Origin of the sequence: Ruminococcus flavefaciens 007c, from assembly GCF_000571935.1 — a bacterium.
Lineage (GTDB): Bacteria > Bacillota > Clostridia > Oscillospirales > Ruminococcaceae > Ruminococcus > Ruminococcus flavefaciens_F.
Genome location: NZ_ATAX01000016.1, coordinates 14,414 through 34,740, shown reverse-complemented (window position 1 = coordinate 34,740; position 20,327 = coordinate 14,414). Strand labels below are relative to the sequence as shown.

The following is a 20,327-nucleotide window of genomic DNA, read 5'->3' as shown; positions in this document are numbered from 1 at the left end:
CCTTATAGCTCTTTGTCAGAAGCCTTTTTTACGGTGACAGCACAGAAAAGGTATGCTGCGGCTAAGGTGACTGCATTGAGTATGGCGATTAAAAGCCATTTGCCTGCCGATGTGGTTGGCAGAAGTATATTCTTTAAAGCATCAAGCTTTTCGTTGTATATCATAACAGATATAAATGAAACTGCGGCAGCAAATACAGCAATTATTATTATAAGCTCACGTATAGCTGCTTCCATGCTCTTTATCTCCGAGCGCATCTGTGCATAGCAGAGAATTATGGTTATGAAGGCAAATGCCGCAGCGGCAAGCATATAAAGCATTGTGTATTCCTTCTCGGGCATTTTTGTAAGATCTTCTGCAAAATGCATTACTTTTTCGGGGAGCATCTTGTATAGTGAGGAGTTTCTGACTATGAGAAAGCACAGAAACGCGAGAAGCTCACCTGCGAACAATGTAAAGGTTATTTCTATGAAAAGAGCCTTTATTACCGCACTCCTGTTGACAGGCAGCATGCCGTAGAGCCTTTTGCAGCTTGAATTGTTGATTCCCTGCACAGGTGCTATTATCATTACAAAGCTAACAACGCAGAAAATACCGATGGGGAGGCTGAACAGTGCCGCTATGATACATACAGCAGCAAATATTGCTACATAAGGCACAGTGAGCCTGCTAACGGAGATAAGATCAAACCTTATCATTTTCATTATGTCGTTCATATCTGTCCTCCTTTGCAACATAGACCAGTATCTCGTCAATGTTGGCCTTTTCGGTCACAAGCTCGTCTGATACTTCGTCGAGATACTCGGTGCTGAGCAGTGCATCGAAGCCGTTGCGATAGTTGTGGAAGCCTATGCACTTTTCACGCAGAGCAGAGGAAATATCTTCCTCAGCACCTCTGAGGATAACGTATTTTTCGCTGAGCTCGTCTTTAGTTCCCGTAAACCACACTTGGCCGTCGTGGAGTATGGTAACGTAATCGGCGATACGCTCCACATCAGATGTAATATGGGTAGAGAAAAGGACACTTCTGTTCTCGTCCTCTATGTACTCAGCAAGTATATCAAGGAGTTCATCACGGGCGACAGGGTCAAGACCGCTGGTGGGTTCGTCAAGTATCATGAAATCAGCCTTGTGGGACAGGGCTATGGTTATCATAAGCTTCATTTTCATGCCCTTTGAAAATTCGCCCACACGTTTGTTGTCGGGGAGGCCAAATGATTTCAGTCTGTCTGCGAATTCCTTGCTGTCCCAGTCCTTGTAGAAGGGCTTCAGCTGTTTTTCTATCTGTTTAGCGTTGAGGTGGTCTGCAAGGTAAAGGCTGTCAAAGACCACGCCAAGCTTTTCCTTTATTGCAATGGTGTCGGTAATGCTGTCGAGGCCGAAAACGCTTATCTTGCCGCTGTCTATATTAGCCATATTGAGTATCGAACGGATAGTGGTAGTCTTGCCTGAGCCGTTTTCACCTACAAACCCCATGATATATCCTTTTGGCAGGGAAAAGGTGACGTCTTTCAGTGCAAAGCCGTCGTAAGCCTTGTTAAGTCCTTTAATCTCAAGAATGTTTTCCATAAATCATTCCTCCATGAAATTTTTTAATGCGGCGATGATCTCATCATCGGATAGTCCCGCATTTCTGCCGTTCAGCACGGCTTTCTCGAAGCCCTCCTCCATTTCACAGAGCATACGCTCACGGAGGAGTTCATTGTTGCTTGGCGCAACGAAATAGCCCTTGCCTGTGACAGAGATGATAAAGCCCTCCTCAGCAAGGTCGTTGTATACTCTTGTAGTGGTGATAACGCTTATCTTCAGATCTCTTGCAAGCTGGCGGATAGACGGCAGCTGCTCGTCCTCTGCGACCTTGCCTTCAAGTATCTGAGCCTTTATCTGCTGCTCTATCTGTTCATAGATAGGCAGTTCTGATTTGTTTTTTATAACGATCTTCATAGTGCACTCCTGTGTTATACTGTATATATCATTGTATATACAGTATAACACATCAACAGCAGTATGTCAATACCGAATTTTATGCTGTCACAGAAAAGTTGAAAATGCAGGGCAGACTTCGATCACTGGCATCATAGCATGGATCGGCGGTGATACCGCTATTTTATTGATAGATTCTGTGGTCTGTGATATAATCATGTTGTTGCAAATTGAATTATCAATGTAAGATAGCAAGTTTATGAATTGCTGCAATGAAAGGTTTTAAAACAGTCAATATCCACAAATTTTCATTGCGATTTTTGGCAGATCACACAAGACTGGCTTTTTTTCAAAAAAATGTATTACATCGCGCGTAGTTTTTTTCGTCTAATAAGTGAAAGCTCGGAAAGAGCATTTCGGAAAGGAGCAGTTCTATGGATAACGGTGCAAGTAGCTACCGCCGTTTTCGTGACAATGGTGATGTACAAGGATTGGATGAGATCATAATAGAATACAGCGACGGACTGATACTGTACCTGACAAGTATAGTTGGCAGCATTCAGACAGCTGAAGAGCTTGCGGAAGATACTTTTGTATTGCTTGGAACAAAAAAACCTAAGTATAAGGAAAAAAGCTCCTTCAAAACCTGGTTGTATGCTATCGGACGTAATATTGCCATAGATCATCTGCGCAAGTACGCTAAAAAGTCTTGCTTTTCTATTGAGGAAACCCCTGAAATGACTGATGATAAAGCAGAGATCGAAGAAGCGTATATCAAGAAAGAACAGCAGATAAAGATACACAAGGCAATGAGAAAACTTCCTCAGAACTATCAGCAGGTGTTATGGCTCATTTATTTTGAGGGCTTCAGTAATAAGGAAGCTGCAAGGATAATGAAAAAGAGCCTTCGCAGTCTGGAATCCATCCTGTATCGTGCTCGAAAATCACTCAGATCGCAGCTTGAAACGGAGGGCTTTGAATATGTTGAAACATGATGAGATGATCGAGAATGTACACCGCCGCATAGCTCAATATGAGGAGGAGAAGAAAATGAAACATTCTAAATTCAATAAAATCATTTCTGCTATAAAACCCAAAAGTGATTCTGTCAAAAACAAAGAAGATGATTTTACAGAAAGTGTAAGCGGTACGGAAACTGTTGGTTCCTCAAATCGTATAGTGCGCACGGTTAGTTCTATTGCAGCCGCTGCTGTACTTGTAACCGGTATAGGTACAACAGGTTTTCTGCTTCACAAAAACAAGCCGCAGCATTCTGCCATGTCGAAAGATGAAGTATCCCTGATCCAAGTAACAGAAGAAACCGAAGCGACCAGAGCCACAGAGGCAGATCCTGATATGATCTCACCATTCTGTGATTTCAATAAGATTTATTTCAGTATAAGCGAGTTAAACAAGCAATATTATGATTATTCAAGCGATACATATGATAAAATTGCAAAATACCTCAATGCTTTTAAATGGGGCAAAGGTATTGGGATCAATGCGGAAGAAGTCCCTGATATCGATACTTACACAGGTAAAGGATATGCAATCGGCTGGAAAAAAGGAGATAAATACTTTAATGTTTATGTTCTGGAAGACGGGAAAGCATATTATGTAGAAAAACAGTGTGTAATCAGAGAATTCAGCTTTGATTATCCGATCATCGAGAGTTCGGTTTTTGATATTGATTATAAAACATTTGATAAGTATATACAGGATATATTTAGCAAAGATGTACCTTATACAGACGAAAAGCTCTCTCCAAGGGATATAAAGGAGCTTTCAGAGGGCGAATTCCTGCGTGCTGAGTTGAGCAGCGAGAAAGACAATCATCCTGAAATAATAACTCCCAAAACCGAACAGTCACAAAGGGCGCTTCAGGATTTCCTCGGATATGACTTTGTATATTTACTGTCAAAGGAGAAAGCCATACCTTCTGACGACGATAAATCGGTATATACTATTGAGCGTTATTTTAAATCAAGCGAAACATCGACTCGCAGAGAAACATATTATATCCAAAGCAACGGAGTTGTTAGTTTCTACCCGTATGAGTTGGTTGGCGATGACGCGCTCCCTACAGATTGCAGGCAATTCTGCATTGATATAAATGAGTTTGAGACAAAACTCAAAGATATTTTAGACGGTAAGTATGATGAAAAGTACAGGGAAAATTCTTCCGACAAGACAGAAAAAGAAACAACTGCTCAAAAGCCTGAGAAAGTACAGCCGGCAACTGTAAATGAAGTTCCGGAAGAACCGCAGGATAACCCGCCTGAGGTGAATGAACCGTCAGGTGAAACCGAAGCAAATGCGGATTCACCTGAAAAAGACCTTGTCAGAGCCTTTTATGCATTTATGCATGACGGCAGTTACGGTGAGTATAATAGTTCGGTTTATGAAAATGGTAAATGGGTCGATTACAAAGACGAAGCAAATATAGTTTTCCACAATGCTGAGAAAATTTCTGATGACAGGGTGCTTGGAACTATTGCCGATGAAGAGGATGCTATAAGCAAAGGAAGAGAGATCCTTATCAAACTCATCGGACAAGAGAAAATTGACTATCATGAAAGAGAATACATTGAATACAAAGGTACTCAGCATAAGCTAACATGGGATGAACCGCCTTATAAAGCCGAATACTATGAGGAATATGATATATGGTATTTCAGTACTGTATTACGTCATGGCAAAACTGATGTAGGCATTAATCTTGGCCCTGGCCCCGATCAAAAACCTCGGTATCTTTATATCAGAGGCTGTGACGGAAAGGTATTAGCAGCTTACGTTTACTGCTGATTGGATTACCGTTGTCGGCTTTGACCATTCGCCTATATTTTGCATTGAGAGTAAAGACAAATCTCACTTTACCGTATTAGGTTATTCTTATGATGCGTACAAACACCATATAAGCGGAGATTTTGAGTATTGCCTGTATATTTTCAGCTTTAAAATCAAATCAACATTTACAAATGAAATAAGTCCAATGAACAGTAACATAAATCCTGATTTATCTCATTAACCTGATATACACTAAGCACCTGCTACGGCAGGTGCTTTTTCATGCCTTAACGCAGAAAGTGAAATCGTATGGAAAAAAGTCCGATTTTGTATGTGGTGTTACACTTGCATTATTCTGTGCGTATGTGTATAATGAAAGCAGATCTGCCGGAAAAGGAGGAGTTCAATGACCGACTCAGAAATCACAGAACTTATGAAGAATTCGCCGCAGCAGGGGCACAGAGCCTTGTTCGACGAATATTACAGCTATGTATATGCTATATCCGTGAATATCCTCAGGGGACCGGCTTCACAGGAGGATATAGAAGAATGCGTAATAGACGCCTTTGCTTCCGTCATAAAGAAGTTTGATATAAGCAGTGTCACGGCTTTGAAGCCTTTCATAGGCACTGTTGCAAAGAATAAGGCAATAAGTATGCGTAGATCACTTACGGCAAAAGCAGGGATAATCATATCAATCGATAGCGAAGAGTTCAGAGAACCGGCTTCCGATGAGTGTATCGACAGGAATGCAGAAAATTCCGTAATGACTGAGCTGCTGCTTCAGAGGATCAAAGAGCTCGGTGAGCCGGACTCCACCATTATAATACAAAAGTACTTTTACGAAAGAAACGCAAAAGAGATAGGCCGCATGATAGGGATGAAACACGCAACAGTGCGTATGCGCTGTGCAAGAGCAGTAAAAAAGCTTCGCAGCCTGCTCGAGGATTCCGATAAGGAGGAATAACCATGAAAAAAGATCAGCTTTTCGGTCGTGTAAGTGATGAAGAGGCGGCAAGGATCGCCGATGAATATCCTACAGGCGATATAAAACACCGTGACCGTATCTTCAGGGAGATAGAGCGCCGTGTTGAAGATACATCTGCCTCTGTTGACGAGGTAAGCGGAGTTGAGAGCTATCGTTCGAGGATTTGGGGTAAAGTATTATCAGCTGCCGCAGTGTTTGTACTTGTTGCAGGCGCAGCAGCCGGGGGAGGATATCTTCTGCTCAGAAACGGCAGAGCAGGTGTGCCAGTTGCAGAGTTTTCGGAGATATCTTCATCTGTAACAGAGGTGGAAACAACGGAAGAGGATACAACGGAGGAGGACACCACTGAGGAGCAGCTCACAAAGGAGGATTTGATCGCAAAGATAAAGAACAGGGATTATGATGCTTACGATCAGCTCAGTATCAAGTATCACACCACGGTCAACAGCGGTGCCTCCTGTGAGCACAGTGAGGCAAGAAGAGACCGTATAACAGGCAACGAATCTCTTATAAAGGTATGGACACATACTGCCGAATACTATAAAGACCTTGATGATGAAATAATTGCTGAGAGCGGCGGGATTGACAAGCTTGCAGAGACCATAACCAAGAATGAAATGTTTATGTACAAGGATCTGTATATATGTGTATACTCCGATACCAGCAGTCCAGGTCCGGATCAGTATGAGGCGTTTGACCGCAGCAGATGTGATTTTGACAAGCCTAATATCTTCTGCGATCTGTATTCGGAGTATATCATAAATGATGATCTTGACAATTTTGAGGTACAGGATATTACAACAAATGTAGAATTCATCGGAAGAGACTGCACACAGCTTGTGATGACATCAGATTATGTTCTTCCTCCTGCATACAAAGATGCTCCGATAACAGATCCGTCACCTGCTAAGGATGTCACGGGGCAGGGAGTACAGAAGCAGACCCTTACCCTGACTGTTGACAACGAGACAGGCTTTATACTTGCTGCAAAGCTTGTATACGGAGAGAACTATGAAGAATTCACGGTAGAGGAGATACTCTTCAACGAGGACGCAGCTCTCCCGGAGGACGCCGGCTATATAAAAAACCGTATTGCAGGCTGTATACCTAACTGCGAGGAAACAGCTGCTTATGATCTTAGTCAGCTTGATGAATGAGACCGGATTTTATACAGCTGAGTCTGACTGTATGTCTTTAAAGCCTGCGTGATACAGATAATAATAGTGCCCCCTTATCAGGTGAAGTTATCCTTCGCCCGAAGAGGGGGGCTTTTGCTAAGGTGCACAACACAGAACTGTTATGTATCAATAAGAAGATTAAAGAGAAAAACAAGAAAATAAGCCGGGGAATCCCCGGCTTACGATATATTATTTATCTTCCTTTTTCATAAATGCTTCCAGTGTCATTACATCATTTTTCTCTGTCGAAGCATATGCATAATAAGCAAGAATATTCGATGCATCAACGGCATTGATCAATCCGTCATGGTTTATATCTGCTAAAAGCTTCTGCTCCTCATTGTAACCGCCGTTTTTATTCGTGGAAATAAGCGCATAATATGCAAGGACTGAAGAAGCATCTACTGAATTGATAAATTCATCAGAGTTGACATCTCCAAGCTGAGCAAGCGCTTTGAAGGTATAACCGTATTTCTCAGCGTATTTTTCAGCTGTAGAACCTTTATAGCCCTTGATAACGCCCGAAAAACCTTCGTCAGTATTAGAAATGGTCGTGTTCCAGTGTTCGCAGATTTTACATTCGGGATTAAGTATGCAAATCTCTTCAAGAGACTCGCACTTATAAAAAGCCTGCTGTTTGATCTCTTTCACTGACGCAGGGATTGTCACCGATTTAAGAGAGGAACAGCTTAAAAAGGCGTTAAAACCTATTTCGGTGACGGTCTCGGGAATTGCGATCGAGGTAATTTTTGAACGTCTTTCTACTGCCTGATCGCATATTTTATTGACAGAAGAGGGGATAACCACATCTCCCGAAAGATCAAAATGTACATAAATGAGCAGCCCGTTTATTATTATGAAAGGATCATCAATACTTTTCTGAGCTTCAAACCACGGTGTGCCCGAAAACGCAAGAGCACCGATATATGTCACTGACTTTGGTATGGTTACATTGCTCAGCTTTTTGCAGCCTGCAAAGGAACTTGAACCGATATTGGTGACTCCGTTGGGGATAACTACGGCTTCAAGATTTTCACATCCCACAAATGAATAGGTATCTATGGCTTTCAGCGTATTCGGAAGCGATAATGAGGTAAGGTTATTGCAGTAGCTGAACATTCCCATTCCGATACTTGTGACGCCCTTGCCGATAACGACTTTCTTTATATCGTCCTTTAATTCTTTCCAAGGACACGGATTTCTATCAAGGGCTTCGTCCATATTTCCTGTACCGCTTACTTTAAGAGTACCGCTGCTGTCCAGCTGCCACGTCAGATCTTTACCGCAGGTACCGCCGTCAATTACTGTTGCAGCCTCGGCATAAATGGGGATCGGCGAGCTGATCGGAAGAACGGTCATTCCAAACGGTATTGCAGCACACATAATGGCTGCTGTTATTTTTTTATAATTCATGATATATCCTCCTGTTCAATATCAAGTTCGTGAATTTTCTCCTTTTGCAAGCAGCATATCTTTGTTTAACGCCCTTTCAGAGTTGTCTGTATAGGTACGTTTTCGGAAAACTCCGAGATATTATTATCACGGCACGCTGTAAATATTGCCATATATCCTGCATCTCAAAGCTTAATGAGTTCTTTGATCCGAGGCTACCTCATAGGCAATATATTCATGGTCCGGTTCATATCCCAGCTTCTCTGCCAGATGTACTGAGTTCAGATTATGGGCATCCCAGCTGGGATACAGACCTTCCTCCAGACAGTTCAGGATCAGGGCGGAACAGGCGATCAGCGCGAGATGCTTTCTTCGTTCAGGCTCAAAAGTGTCTACTTCGATCTCAATGCCCTCTTTGTAACGGGTGTATGAAGAAGCTCCGGACACTATACAGCCGTCCTTCAGGATAACTATTCCTCTGCCGTATTCCAGATACTTTTCCTTGCTTTCAAAGGATGAAACGAAATCAGCTGTCACAGGGTGTTCCAGACATTTATCATAGAGCTCTTCATCTATGCTTTTCAGTTCGTATCCGTCAGGAAGCAGCTCCAGATTCTTTTTCAAGGCCTCGGTATCAAAGCTAGTATCCTTTTTAATTGCATATCTTGTTATTTTTTTTGCATCGGGATAAGACTTTTCGATCAACTCTGCCCATTCCGTGTTCTGAGGCGTCATTATCAAAAATCCGCAAGGCTTATTCTTTACCAGTTCAAGGTCGGGCTTTCCTGCAAAAAATACGAAGCAGCCCACGAATGCAGATGCGGACAGCGGCTTCTCGGGATCGGTTACATAAACCTTTCCCATGATTTTCTGAAGACAGGAATATATCAGTGTTTCCTGCCAGCCTTCAAATAAGCTTTCAACTTTTGATGTATCATCAAGTTCGTATATCATATTCTTCATCTCCTGACTGTAGTTCGATCATAGAGCTGTGAAAGAACCTTTAAAGTATTTGTATCTGCGTATTTTCAACTGTTATGAGCCCGTGCCGCTGTACTTCATCGCACCGTGCATCCATATCTTATAGCTTGCCCAGAAGAACAGTATACCTATGACCGGCGACAGCCATGAAAGCAGCGGTATCTCATGGGGACGGAGTATAACAAGACTTGGATAGTAGGCGATAAATGCTATCGGCATTACAAAAGTGAAGATAAAGCGGAATATGGGACTGAATATGGTAACAGGGTATTTAGCATAGTCTCTGAAGCGGAATGCCAGATCCAATACATAGAATGAGTTCTGTATCCAGAAACAGGTGGCTGCCGCTGCATTCTGCAATGCGATCATTATCAGCGAGGCGGTCAACAGGAAGACTATCATTTTAAGCAGCATGAGCGGTGTGAACGCCAGTCCTATCTTTGCCCAGGAATAGATCAGTGTGCCGATACCGAAGGCAAGCTGTCCCAGTCCCTTGATGTCAAATACCTCCGACTGGTAATAAAAAAACATATTTATCGGTCGGAAGCAGTATTTTATGAAATCACCCGAATACACGTTCTGCCGCAGGCTCCAGTTGTTGTCAAAAAAGCACTGTACGGGAGTGAGAGATACAAGCGAAAAACCGTACAGGAAAAGCATTTCATAATAGCTCCAGCCGTTGATGGAAGGAAAGTTCCGGAAAAGTATCCAGAAGCTTACAAATCCCGAGATATTAGTGAATATCATGCCAATGGTCGAGATTATGAAGTCGGCACGATAGCTCATTTTGCTTTTCAGATCCTGAGCGAGTATCTTGCAGTATATCCGTAAATAGAAGATAAATCCTTTTCGTTTCATATCTTAGCCTCCGTTCACGGTTATCTGCTTCAGCGATGCCTTCCAGAACAGCTTGCTAAGAATAATCATCACGACACACCACAGAAGCTGTGTTCCGAGAGTAACGAGCAGTGTATGCGGCTGAGGAGCACTGTCAAGGAGTATTGAGAGCGGCGCATTGTAAATTGACTGGAAGGGAAGGTAGCCGACAATTGTTTTCAGCGGTTCGGGGAAGAATGCAAGAGGGATAGTTGCACCCGACAGGAGCAGTACTATCACCTGTTTCATGATATTTATACCCCAGATGGATTCAGTATACAGGCATATTGTTCCTACCAGAAAATCAATACTGTAATTTATCGATACTGCCAGTACGACAGAGATAACAAAATACAGCAGATTAAGCCCCATATGTATTGCTCCGTGGGTTACAAAGGCAACGGCTATGAAGGTGGGAAGGAACGTGAGAAAGAACTGTGTCACAAAAGAGCCTGAATACGACCAGAACAGGTATTTACGGTACTCCATGGGCTTCAGCAGGTCGAGAACTATCTTGCCTGACTGGATATTTCGTCCGATCTCCCAGACTGTGTACATTTCCATAAAGTTGAAGAGTGCTGTTGCAAGAACCAGATATATCAGAGTATCTGTAAAGGTCATGCCGTTTACAACGTCCGTGCCTGCCGATGCATATATGGCTTTCCAAAGGAAGTATACCACTATAAGATACAGCATATTTCCGACTACCATTACCAGGAATGACAATCGGAACTGGAGAGCTTCGATTATGCCTGCCCGGGTAAGGGTAAGGTATTTTTTCAGTTTCATTGTACACCCTCCTCGTAGATCTTTTTGATTACTTCCTCGGTAGATATCTCTTCCAGCTGCATATCGCGTATCTTATGTGTTTTTTGCAGAAGTCCGAGTACGTCTATGACCTTGTTTTTGTCTTCGTCCACCAGAACAGAGATCCATTCATCATCGGCAGATACGGAAAAATCGGGGACTTCCCGGCGTATAATGTCAGCCTGCGCCTTCAGATCGCCTTCAACTCTTATCTTCAGTGTACGGTAAGAGCCGAAAAAGCCTTTCAGATGCTCGATATCGTTATCGTAGAGCATCTTGCCCTTGTCGATGATAACAATACGCTGACAGAGAGCGTCAACATCGCCCATATCATGGGTGGTGAGTATTACAGTGGTTTTCTTTTCCTTGTTAAGGGCGTGTATAAGTGTACGTATTTTTGCCTTCATGGATACGTCAAGTCCGATTGTTGGTTCGTCCAGGAAGACTATCTTTGGATTGTGCAGGAAGGCCGCTAAAATATCGCTCAGTGTGCGCTGCCCCAGTGACATCTGACGAACAGCCTTGTGCAGCAGAGGACCGATGTCAACAAGAGACTGGTATAACTTGAGCATACCGTCGTATTCTGCATCGGGTATCTGATATATGTCCTTCAGGAGCTTGAAGGATTCCACCAGGGGCAATGCCCACCAGAGCTGGGATCGCTGTCCGAATACAACTCCGATCTTCTGTGCGTTCTTTGTACGGTTCTGATAGGGGATATTGCCGTCCACGAGAATCTCGCCCGATGTGGGCTCAAGAACTCCCGTCATCATTTTTATGGTCGTTGATTTTCCTGCCCCGTTGGGGCCGAGGTAGCCGACTATCTCGCCTTGTTCGATATTCATGGAGATATTGTCCACGGCACGTACTATTTTATAATCGCGGGAAAACAGGTCTTTCAGGCTGCCCTTCAGGCCCTCGCGGCGGTTCAGGACCTTAAATTCCTTTATTACGTTCTTTATCTTTATAATTTCTGACATTTTGTCCTCTCTTTCGTGATCATGCAGGTTGTCCTTTGCAGGACTTGGTGACCGCATGAAAGGTTTACTTATCGTCCTGCCGAATTACAGGAGCGACGGATATTCGGCGGATCGTATATCACCGACAGTCGGAAGACGAAGAGCGGGTGCTTCATTTTACAAGTACCAAATATCGAATAAAGATATTATATCACACCGCAAACAAAAAGGCAACGGTCCGACGGAAAAAAGGGAGCTTTTTACCATTGGGGATAATTCATCGGTTTATTGCAAGGCTTAGATGGGAAACGAGCCGTTATGCATGAAAACTGAACAGCAGAAAGGTGAAATGGAGCTGCTCACGTGAGTTATTTCTTGAAATAAATGCAGAACTGTGTTATAATTAGATAAATCAGAGAGAAAGCGGTGATAAAATGCACACAAGTGTCCTTGTTATTGATGACGAGACTGAGCTTGCCGAGTATACGGCAAAGTACTTCAATATGTCTGGAGTCGATACGCAGTACGTCCTTAATGCGCAGGATGCTCTTGATTTTCTCAGGGAGAATACCTGCTCACTGGTGCTTCTTGATATTAATCTCGGCAATGATTCGGGATTTGAACTTTGCAGGGAGATACGTTCTTCTATGGACGTACCTATATTCTTTATAAGTGCCAGATCAGCCGAGGACGATATGCTTCTTGGACTGAGCATCGGCGGTGATGATTATATCTGCAAGCCTTTCTCACTGGGAGTACTGCTTGCAAAGGTGAAGGTCGCTCTCAAGCGCTACGAGAGCAAGAGCGGTTTGGAGGAAAAAGCGGCAGATGACAGTATCGTACATCTCGGCAATGCTCTTTTTGATATGAAGAAGGCAGCCATTATCAGGGACGGCAGCAGTGCCGGACTAAAAGCTATGGAATACAAGCTTCTTATGTATATGCTGAAAAACAAGAACCGCATTATCCCTAAAGACGAGTTTTTCGAGAAGATATGGGAGACTGACTATGTCAGCGATGTGACGCTGAACGTTCATATACGTCATCTGAGAGAGAAAATAGAAGATAACGCAGGTGATCCGAAGGTCATCAAGACTATATGGGGCGTCGGATTCATGCTGGAGGACAATAATTGAAAAGGCGTTTTATTGTGATTTATGCGGCTTTATTCCTGCTTATGAGTGCTTTGATATGTTTGTATATACTTGATTCGGGCGGGAATCAGACAATGCCGCAGTATACTACGGAGATAAACAGGCTTCTTATTAATATGGAAGAGAACTGGAGCAGCGTCTCTGCCGAAAACGATAAACTCGTGGAAAGCAGTGAGGAATTCGATTATGCGGTCATAGACAAGGACAGCCGTCTGCTCTGCTATACAAAAGAGGGAATATCGGATACAGTTTCCGCGGCTACCGGAAATTTCGATATAATACGGGATATTGAGATCAATGGCGATGTTGTCGGCAAGCTGATAGTACATAACAGCTATGCTGAGCAGAGGCACAGGGACAATGTCAGAAACGCAAGGATGATAGGCTGTATGGCTGGACTCATGCTTATTGTATCTGTCGGATATTTCATATTCCTGAGAAAGCGTGTGGTGGAGCCCTTCGGCAAGCTCAAAGGCTTTGCAGCGAGAGTTGCGGCAGGCGATCTTGACACTCCGCTGGAAATGGACAGAGGAAATATATTCGGCGCATTTACGGAGAGCTTCGATATAATGCGTGAAGAGCTGAAGGCTTCACGGAAACGTGAGGAAGCAGCTGTAAAGAGCCGTAAGGAGCTTATTGCCGAGCTTTCCCATGATATAAGAAATCCTGTTTCTTCTATCAGGGCTATGGTGGATTACCTTTCTCTTGTTTCAGCGGATGAGGAGCAGAAGTCCACACTTGCCGCTATAAATGGCAAGACAGATCAGATAGACAAGCTGGTATCAAATATGTTCCATGCTGCTCTTGAAGAGCTTGAACAGCTGGAGGTCGCTCCCGAGGAGCTGCCGACACTGGAGCTTGAACGCATAATTGCCGAAAGCGATCCGCTGAAAAAGGTGACCTCTGCCGATATAAAGGAATGTGTGATATATGCCGATAAACTGAGACTTGAACAGACAGTGGGCAATATCATCTCCAATTCGTACAAGTATGCTGATACGGATATTACCATCAGCAGTTATTTTGACAGCGGATTTTTCGTTCTGGAAATAGCAGACAAGGGCGGAGGAGTTCCTGATGAAGAGCTTGAAATGATCACCGGGAAATTCTGCCGCGGTTCAAATTCCACAGGTAAGGACGGTTCGGGAATAGGACTGTATATCTCAAGATACTTCATCAATCAGATGGATGGAGAGATGGCGTGCTTCAATAACGACGAAGGCTTTACGGTATCACTTCGGCTAAGACTCGTTTAAAGAATAATTAAAGAACAGGCAAAGATTTTCAAAAAGCGATATGATATAATAAGGTCATACAGGTGATAACTGTATGATCTTATTTTTATGGGGGCCGCTATGGAGAAAAAGGAAGTAATAGTCAGGACCGAGAAGCTTTCCAAGAGCTTTTCTGTGGGAGGAAAGCAGCAGCACGTCATCAAGAATCTCGACCTTGAGATATACAAAGGGGATTTTACCGTAATAGTAGGTTCATCAGGTGCAGGAAAGTCCACGCTGTTATATATGCTGTCAGGCATGGACAAGCCTTCCCTGGGCAAGGTCAGTTACTGCGGTGTGGACATCACGGATATGAACGATGATAAGCTTGCTGTTTTTCGACGAAAACACTGCGGTTTTGTTTTTCAGCAGATACACCTTGTGGACAGCATGAGTATTATGGATAATGTTATAAGTACAGGTATGCTTATCGGTCGGAAGCAGAAGGAGCTTAAAGCAAAGGCAATGGTGCTCTTTGAAAAAATGGGGATACCGGAAGAGCTTACCCGCAAATTTCCGGCGCAGATCTCAGGCGGCGAAGCTCAGCGGTCTGCTGTGGTGCGTGCACTTATCAATGATCCCGAAATCGTGTTTGCCGATGAGCCCACTGGCGCTCTCAACAGTGCTGGAGTCAGATCAGTGCTCGATGTTCTGACCGATATAAACAATTCAGGGCAGTCAGTGGTAATGGTAACTCACGATATCAAGTCAGTTTTCCGCGGCAACCGCATCATATACCTTCAGGACGGCGGCATCATGGGAGAATGTGAGCCGGGAAGGTATGTCAGCGGAGACAAGCAGCGGCATGAGAAAATAAGGAAGTTTCTGGAGGATATGGGATGGTAAAGCTGATAAAATCGAGCTTCCGCAAAGATAGAGCCATTCTTTCGGTTTTTCTGCTCATAATCGTTATATCGGTATTTATTCTTCATTCGGGCATTTTTGCTTCAATGTATCCGCGGCTTTATGACGAGTATGCTCGGGATCAGGGACTTGCCGACGGTTATGTATATACTGACGCAGATCATGAGTTCGTTGACAGTGTTCTTGCAGGAAACATGGATATAGTCTCATATACTGTTCAGGATATGCTCGAAATAAAGAACTTGAAGTCTACGACAAGCAGAAATTCAAAAGGAAAAACAGGCATATGGAGCATACAGCGGTTTGGGGACAATGCAGGCTGTAAAAAGCTTGATTTTGAAGAATATGATAACAGTGTGAGCGGAAGGCGTATCTACATAAACTCATTTACTGCAGCCGTCAAAGAGCTGCATACAGGCGATAAAATATACATTAACACGGTACACGGGAAGCTGGAGTATACGGTTGCGGGAGTATTTCAGTATCTGCTTATGGATGATCTTTATCTGGTTGACGGTGATTCCTTCGATGAACTCGCAGAGCTTTCCGGCAGCAGAGCGATGTGTATAGCTTATTTATATGCGAAAGACGGAACAGATACGGGCGATGTGATGCAGAATGTGAAAACAGCGCTTCAGAGCGGCGGAAAATTTTATACCGACGGATATTCTTCGGAAGAGTACAGGAGCGGTTATACCGTTATTGTAAATGTTCTTGCGGGATTTATGGCTGTATTTGCTCTGATAATCATGATGATATGCATGATAATGATAGTTTTTACCATTAACAACAATATCAGCAGGGATATCGTGAATATCGGAGTTCTTCGCGCGGCAGGCTATACAGTCCGACAGATACGAGCTGCACTGACTGCGGAATATGTAATTGTGGGAACTGTCGGTGCTGTGGCAGGAATAGCTCTTTCATACGTCCTTTTCCCTGTTATGGACAGGGGATTCATCAGGGAGATATGCGGTATCATATGGAAAAAGTGTTTATATCCTGCAATAAGCTTTACTGTACTTGCCGCAGTTGTGCTTTTTATGATAGGAACAGCATATTTTTCCACGAAAAAGATTAAGAACCTTCATCCTGCAACGGCTCTCAGATTCGGACTGAAGTCAAACAGCTTCAGAAAGAATCATTTGCCGCTGAGCGAGACAAAAGGGGAGCTGAATCTGCTTCTTGCACTGAAAAGCTCTATGCAGAATATGGGGCAGAATGTCACGATCTTCTTTATCATTACTGCCGTGGCGTTTGTTACAATGATCTCCGGCCTGCTTTATTACAATACAAAAGTCGACATAACCAATTTCCAGCGCATGATACAGGGAGATTCTCCGGATATATATATTTATCCCGAAGATAACTCGTATGACTCGGCATACAGCTCAATAGAGAAAATAAGAAGTATCAGCGGAGTATCACAGGCTTATGGGCTGGATTCCGTCACAGCAAGTACAGGGGGAGTTGAGGTAACTCTTATATATGTTACAGATCCTGATTATGTATACTGCGGCATATATGAAGGAGAAATAATGCGTAAGAACAACGAGGTCGTAGTGGGAAGCAGTGTTGCGGCAAAGCTCGGAGTTGGGGTAGGCGATGAAATAGCCGTTGAATACGGTGATAAAAGCAGAAGATACCTTGTAACAGGATTGCAGCAGAATGTGCTCAGCAGCAGGCTGTATATGACTGACAAGGCTGCTCAGGAGATAGGGATAGATACGGTATATAATTCTTTGCGGGTAAGAGTCAGGAACGCTGATGCAGGAAAGGTCGATGACGTTATCAACAGGATAGAGAGTCAGGTACCGGGGATAATCAGGATAAGAAACAATTACAGAGAACTGAGAAGCAATGATTATACACCTGTTCTGGCTGTGGCAATCGTCGTATTTGTAATGATAATACTGAGCATTGCAACCGTTCTGCTCGTAATACGACTGCTGCTCAAAACTGTTTTTATCAGGAAGGAACGGGAATTCGGCATAAAGAAAGCTGTTGGCTTCACCAGCAATCAGCTGCGTTATCAGCTGGCGCTGTCGCTTATGCCCACAACTATGGCAGCTTCTATTTCAGGTGCTGTGCTGGGCTATTTACTGCTGGATCCGCTGTTCACACTTATACTCGGCGGATACGGCATACTGGATGCCAATCTGCTGCTTCAGCCGCTTCTGATACTTATAACGGCGGCTGCGGTAACTGGCATGGTGTTTGTATTCTGCTTCTTGATGTCAGGAAGAATGAAAAAACTGTCGGCTTATAAGCTGATACAGGAATAAAGAAAAATTTCAGGAGTGAGATAATTATGACATGTATTAAAATAGCAGCTGCGTTGTGCGCAATGTGTATCATAGGAAACGGAGTTGTTCTGGGCAGTGATAAGGTATGCCCTCATGCCATTACAGCTTCAGCGGAAACAGGTGAATTCAGTAACGGCTTCAGATGGGAGCTGACTGATTATAGAATACTGAAATTCAGCGGTGAGGGAGAACTGATATATTGGCCCTGGGTAGAATTTGATCCGATCATATACAGTCAGATCAGGATAAGGGAAGTAATAATAGACAGAGGGATTACCAAAGTAGGATTTATTGATTATTCGGACTACGGCCTTGAAAAGATAACTATTCTGAATCCTGAATGTATAATTTGTGAAACTCCGGATAATGCCGATCCGAAGGAAAGCGGTGTCATCAGCAATGTTCGGTACGGAGGAGTTATATACGGTTACAAAGGCTCTACTGCCGAGAGTTATGCGGAAAAGCATGGATTTGCATTTGAGATCATCGACGATACACCTGACGTGAAAAAGGGTGACGTAAATGGTGACGGTGAATTCAGTATATCAGATGTCGTACTGCTTCAGAAATGGCTGCTTGCAGTTCCCGGGACCGAACTTGCCGACTGGAAGGCAGCAGATCTGTGCAAGGACGATGAACTGGACGTTTTCGATTTGTGCATGATGAGGAAAGCTTTGATTGAAAAGCCGGAAGAATGATATGGGAGATGTTGGGTATTATTCCGCGTACAGAAAGAGTTTTCAGAAATAATTGATAAATACATATCCGTAATTGTTTTTAGCCGCCTTCGGGCGGTTTATTTTTTTGCCGTTGTTGGTTTCAATTTTACATATAATCGCGAAAAAATCATACAGTTGAAAATATTCATGATTTAAGATATAATAAAATTCAGAAAAATATGTTGCACTTTGAAGATTCGGAGCAAGTATATATAATAAAAGCGCTTATAATTCAAAAGACTTTTGAAGGTAATCGAATAAAGGGGTGATCATATGACAGATAATGAATACCGTAAAATGTATGATATTGATCCATACAAAGCGCAGACTGCACTTTTTTACGAATATTTCAATTATGTGTATGCCATTATTTACAATAAACTGCGAAGCTGCGGCAATCGAGAGGATATTGAGGAATGTGTGGAAGATGTTTTTTCATCCGTCTTCATAAGCTATGACCGTGACAGGAACTTCAATGGCGATATGAAAGGATTCATCGCTGTTATTGCAAACCGTACAGCCATACAGATGTACAGAAAGCTTTCCCGTCATAAAGATACTGTATATATTGAAAATGAGGCGGCTGAAATTGCCGATACAGATTGTATCATGGAAAAAACGGAACGCAATGTTCTGAAAAATACGCTGCTGAAGCTGATAAAAAGCCTCGGGGAACCTGATTCAGATATAATTATACAGAAGTATTATTATAATATGAATTCGAGCGAAATAGCAAAAAAACATTCAATGTCGCCCTCGTCGGTAAGAATGAGGTGCAGCAGAGCTTTAAAAAAGCTAAAGGAGCTTCTTGCTGCTGAAGGATACGGTTTGAAGGAGGGAAATATATGAGCGATAATAAAATATTCGGCTTCGATATCCTCGAAAATTCAGATATGAACACCATTGAAGAAATCGGTACTGATAAAATGGACATTGATAAAAAAGATATGGAAAGAATACTGAAAAATACAATGAAAAAGTATGAGAAGGAAAAGCAGAAACCCGATATGACAGATGACACGTTTTCTGAAAACGATGAAGGAGCAGATCCTGTATCAGGTGTTGAAATATATAACCGTAAAAAGTTGCCGCATATCATATTTGTGGCTTTATGCTCGGCAGCGGCTGTCGTTTTGACGATCGGAAGTATAGCAGTGTTAAATCACCGTAATGTAATGGTTCCGAATAACAATGATCCGATAGTCGAGGTGACTACTTCAGTTACAAGGACTTCAGCATTAACCACTGCGAAAACAACTTCATCAGGTACTCCTGTTACCACAGTAAAGGATACGGAGAAGGCGACGGAAACAACGACGCAGACAACAGCTTCGTCCTCTGATGATACAACAACTGTTACAACATCTTCAGAACAAAATTACTCCGGGCAGTCCGATATTCTCGTTCATAATAATCCGAAAACAGAACGTACTGATATAACTCAGGAAGAACTTGACAGTGCCCGCATGGAAATTATGGATAAATTGATGAATACACAAACTGCATTATGGAATATAAGGTATGCTTATTTTGATCTTAACAATGATACGATACCTGAACTGTTCCTTGGATATAATTTCCTCGGAGAAGGAAATGTAAATATGTACGTTTATGACGGGAAAGAATATGTTAAATCGGAATTTACGAGCCGTTTTGAGGCATATGGACGTAAAGAATATATTGTATGCGGATCGAGTATTTATATTTGCCCTGAGGAGAATCTTATTCATGCAAGTGACTTATTGAGCAGCGGAACGAGTCAGATCCTTGAATTTGATAAGAATAACACGATAAAAACAATACACGAATATCAGGGCGACGGAGTTTTTAACGGCGAAAAAATAGTTAATATGGGGCGCCCCGACTTCCTTACAGAGGAAATGAAAGAATTTAATTCTGCACTGGCTCTTCATGACTGGCAAGAACCGGAATTTATTGTATATGCTGAAAAGAACGAGAGTGCTGTCAGGTTTGAGAAGGAAGTTTATAATATAAACGACGATAAAAGCTGAAAAAGAAGCTATATGCGGGGAAATGCTCCATATTGGTGTGCCTGTACCTGCGACGCTGATGCAGGATATATCATGAAATAAAAACAGCTGTGACAGTGAACCATGCG

Annotated in this window: 19 protein-coding genes; 11 read left to right on the top strand and 8 right to left on the bottom strand. The window is 42.9% G+C overall.

What is annotated here, in order from left to right; all coding sequences use genetic code 11:
• Positions 1-2: 2 nt before the first annotated feature.
• The 3 genes from RF007C_RS04485 to RF007C_RS04475 are packed head-to-tail and all read right to left on the bottom strand — an operon-like array spanning position 3 to position 1,944.
• Entirely contained in the window at positions 3-716 is a 714-nt protein-coding gene (locus tag RF007C_RS04485) for a hypothetical protein (RefSeq protein WP_037297627.1), read from the bottom strand.
• Entirely contained in the window at positions 685-1,569 is an 885-nt protein-coding gene (locus RF007C_RS04480; RefSeq protein ID WP_037297625.1) for an ABC transporter ATP-binding protein, read from the bottom strand. The genes RF007C_RS04485 and RF007C_RS04480 overlap by 32 nt, the downstream gene beginning before the upstream one ends.
• Positions 1,570-1,572: 3 nt before the next feature.
• Positions 1,573-1,944, bottom strand: coding sequence for a GntR family transcriptional regulator (locus tag RF007C_RS04475; protein WP_037297624.1), 372 nt, complete (start codon positions 1,942-1,944; stop codon positions 1,573-1,575).
• Positions 1,945-2,357: 413 nt separating this feature from the next.
• On the opposite strand from RF007C_RS04475, the gene RF007C_RS04470 reads away from it, so the two are divergent.
• From RF007C_RS04470 to RF007C_RS16325, 4 genes are all read left to right on the top strand, one after another.
• Complete coding sequence (locus tag RF007C_RS04470; RefSeq protein WP_019677995.1) at positions 2,358-2,918, top strand: RNA polymerase sigma factor; 561 nt, start codon at positions 2,358-2,360, stop codon at positions 2,916-2,918.
• Positions 2,905-4,728 (top strand): hypothetical protein, encoded by a 1,824-nt coding sequence (locus RF007C_RS04465; protein ID WP_037297622.1) that lies wholly within the window; start codon positions 2,905-2,907, stop codon positions 4,726-4,728. Before RF007C_RS04470 ends, RF007C_RS04465 begins: the two co-directional genes overlap by 14 nt.
• A 388-nt stretch (positions 4,729-5,116) precedes the next feature.
• A complete protein-coding gene (locus RF007C_RS04460; RefSeq protein ID WP_037297619.1) occupies positions 5,117-5,677 on the top strand; it encodes an RNA polymerase sigma factor in 561 nt (186 codons plus the stop codon).
• 2 nt (positions 5,678-5,679) lie between these two features.
• On the top strand, positions 5,680-6,855 hold the full coding sequence (locus tag RF007C_RS16325) for a hypothetical protein (protein WP_051456514.1): 1,176 nt from the start codon (positions 5,680-5,682) through the stop codon (positions 6,853-6,855).
• Positions 6,856-7,065: 210 nt separating this feature from the next.
• Here RF007C_RS16325 and RF007C_RS16320 read toward each other — a convergent pair whose 3' ends face one another.
• The 5 genes from RF007C_RS16320 to RF007C_RS04425 form a co-directional block, all read right to left on the bottom strand.
• Entirely contained in the window at positions 7,066-8,289 is a 1,224-nt protein-coding gene (locus tag RF007C_RS16320) for a leucine-rich repeat protein (RefSeq protein ID WP_051456513.1), read from the bottom strand.
• A 171-nt stretch (positions 8,290-8,460) separates the two neighbouring features.
• A complete protein-coding gene (locus RF007C_RS04440) occupies positions 8,461-9,222 on the bottom strand; it encodes a GNAT family N-acetyltransferase (protein ID WP_037297614.1) in 762 nt (253 codons plus the stop codon).
• Positions 9,223-9,303: 81 nt separating this feature from the next.
• A complete protein-coding gene (locus tag RF007C_RS04435) occupies positions 9,304-10,107 on the bottom strand; it encodes an ABC transporter permease (protein ID WP_019677989.1) in 804 nt (267 codons plus the stop codon).
• 3 nt (positions 10,108-10,110) lie between these two features.
• Entirely contained in the window at positions 10,111-10,914 is an 804-nt protein-coding gene (locus RF007C_RS04430) for an ABC transporter permease (RefSeq protein ID WP_019677988.1), read from the bottom strand.
• On the bottom strand, positions 10,911-11,912 hold the full coding sequence (locus tag RF007C_RS04425; protein ID WP_037297611.1) for an ABC transporter ATP-binding protein: 1,002 nt from the start codon (positions 11,910-11,912) through the stop codon (positions 10,911-10,913). The genes RF007C_RS04430 and RF007C_RS04425 overlap by 4 nt, the downstream gene beginning before the upstream one ends.
• A gap of 413 nt (positions 11,913-12,325) precedes the next feature.
• On the opposite strand from RF007C_RS04425, the gene RF007C_RS04420 reads away from it, so the two are divergent.
• The 7 genes from RF007C_RS04420 to RF007C_RS04390 all read left to right on the top strand — a co-directional run bounded on the left by RF007C_RS04420 (position 12,326) and on the right by RF007C_RS04390 (position 20,220).
• On the top strand, positions 12,326-13,027 hold the full coding sequence (locus RF007C_RS04420; RefSeq protein WP_037297609.1) for a response regulator transcription factor: 702 nt from the start codon (positions 12,326-12,328) through the stop codon (positions 13,025-13,027).
• 92 nt (positions 13,028-13,119) lie between these two features.
• Positions 13,120-14,301 carry a HAMP domain-containing sensor histidine kinase gene (locus RF007C_RS04415; protein ID WP_242836271.1) on the top strand — a complete coding sequence of 394 codons (1,182 nt, stop codon included), beginning with the start codon at positions 13,120-13,122 and terminating at the stop codon, positions 14,299-14,301.
• Between the two features lie 99 nt (positions 14,302-14,400).
• Positions 14,401-15,165: an ABC transporter ATP-binding protein gene (locus RF007C_RS04410; protein WP_037297605.1), complete on the top strand. Its 765-nt coding sequence runs from the start codon at positions 14,401-14,403 to the stop codon at positions 15,163-15,165.
• Positions 15,159-17,468, top strand: a complete 2,310-nt coding sequence (locus tag RF007C_RS04405) for an ABC transporter permease (protein ID WP_037297603.1) — start codon at positions 15,159-15,161, stop codon at positions 17,466-17,468. Before RF007C_RS04410 ends, RF007C_RS04405 begins: the two co-directional genes overlap by 7 nt.
• Before the next feature lie 26 nt (positions 17,469-17,494).
• On the top strand, positions 17,495-18,187 hold the full coding sequence (locus RF007C_RS17440; protein WP_037297601.1) for a dockerin type I repeat-containing protein: 693 nt from the start codon (positions 17,495-17,497) through the stop codon (positions 18,185-18,187).
• Between the two features lie 294 nt (positions 18,188-18,481).
• Positions 18,482-19,057, top strand: coding sequence for an RNA polymerase sigma factor (locus RF007C_RS04395; protein WP_019677982.1), 576 nt, complete (start codon positions 18,482-18,484; stop codon positions 19,055-19,057).
• Positions 19,054-20,220 carry a hypothetical protein gene (locus RF007C_RS04390; protein ID WP_019677981.1) on the top strand — a complete coding sequence of 389 codons (1,167 nt, stop codon included), beginning with the start codon at positions 19,054-19,056 and terminating at the stop codon, positions 20,218-20,220. The genes RF007C_RS04395 and RF007C_RS04390 overlap by 4 nt, the downstream gene beginning before the upstream one ends.
• Positions 20,221-20,327: the final 107 nt, after the last annotated feature.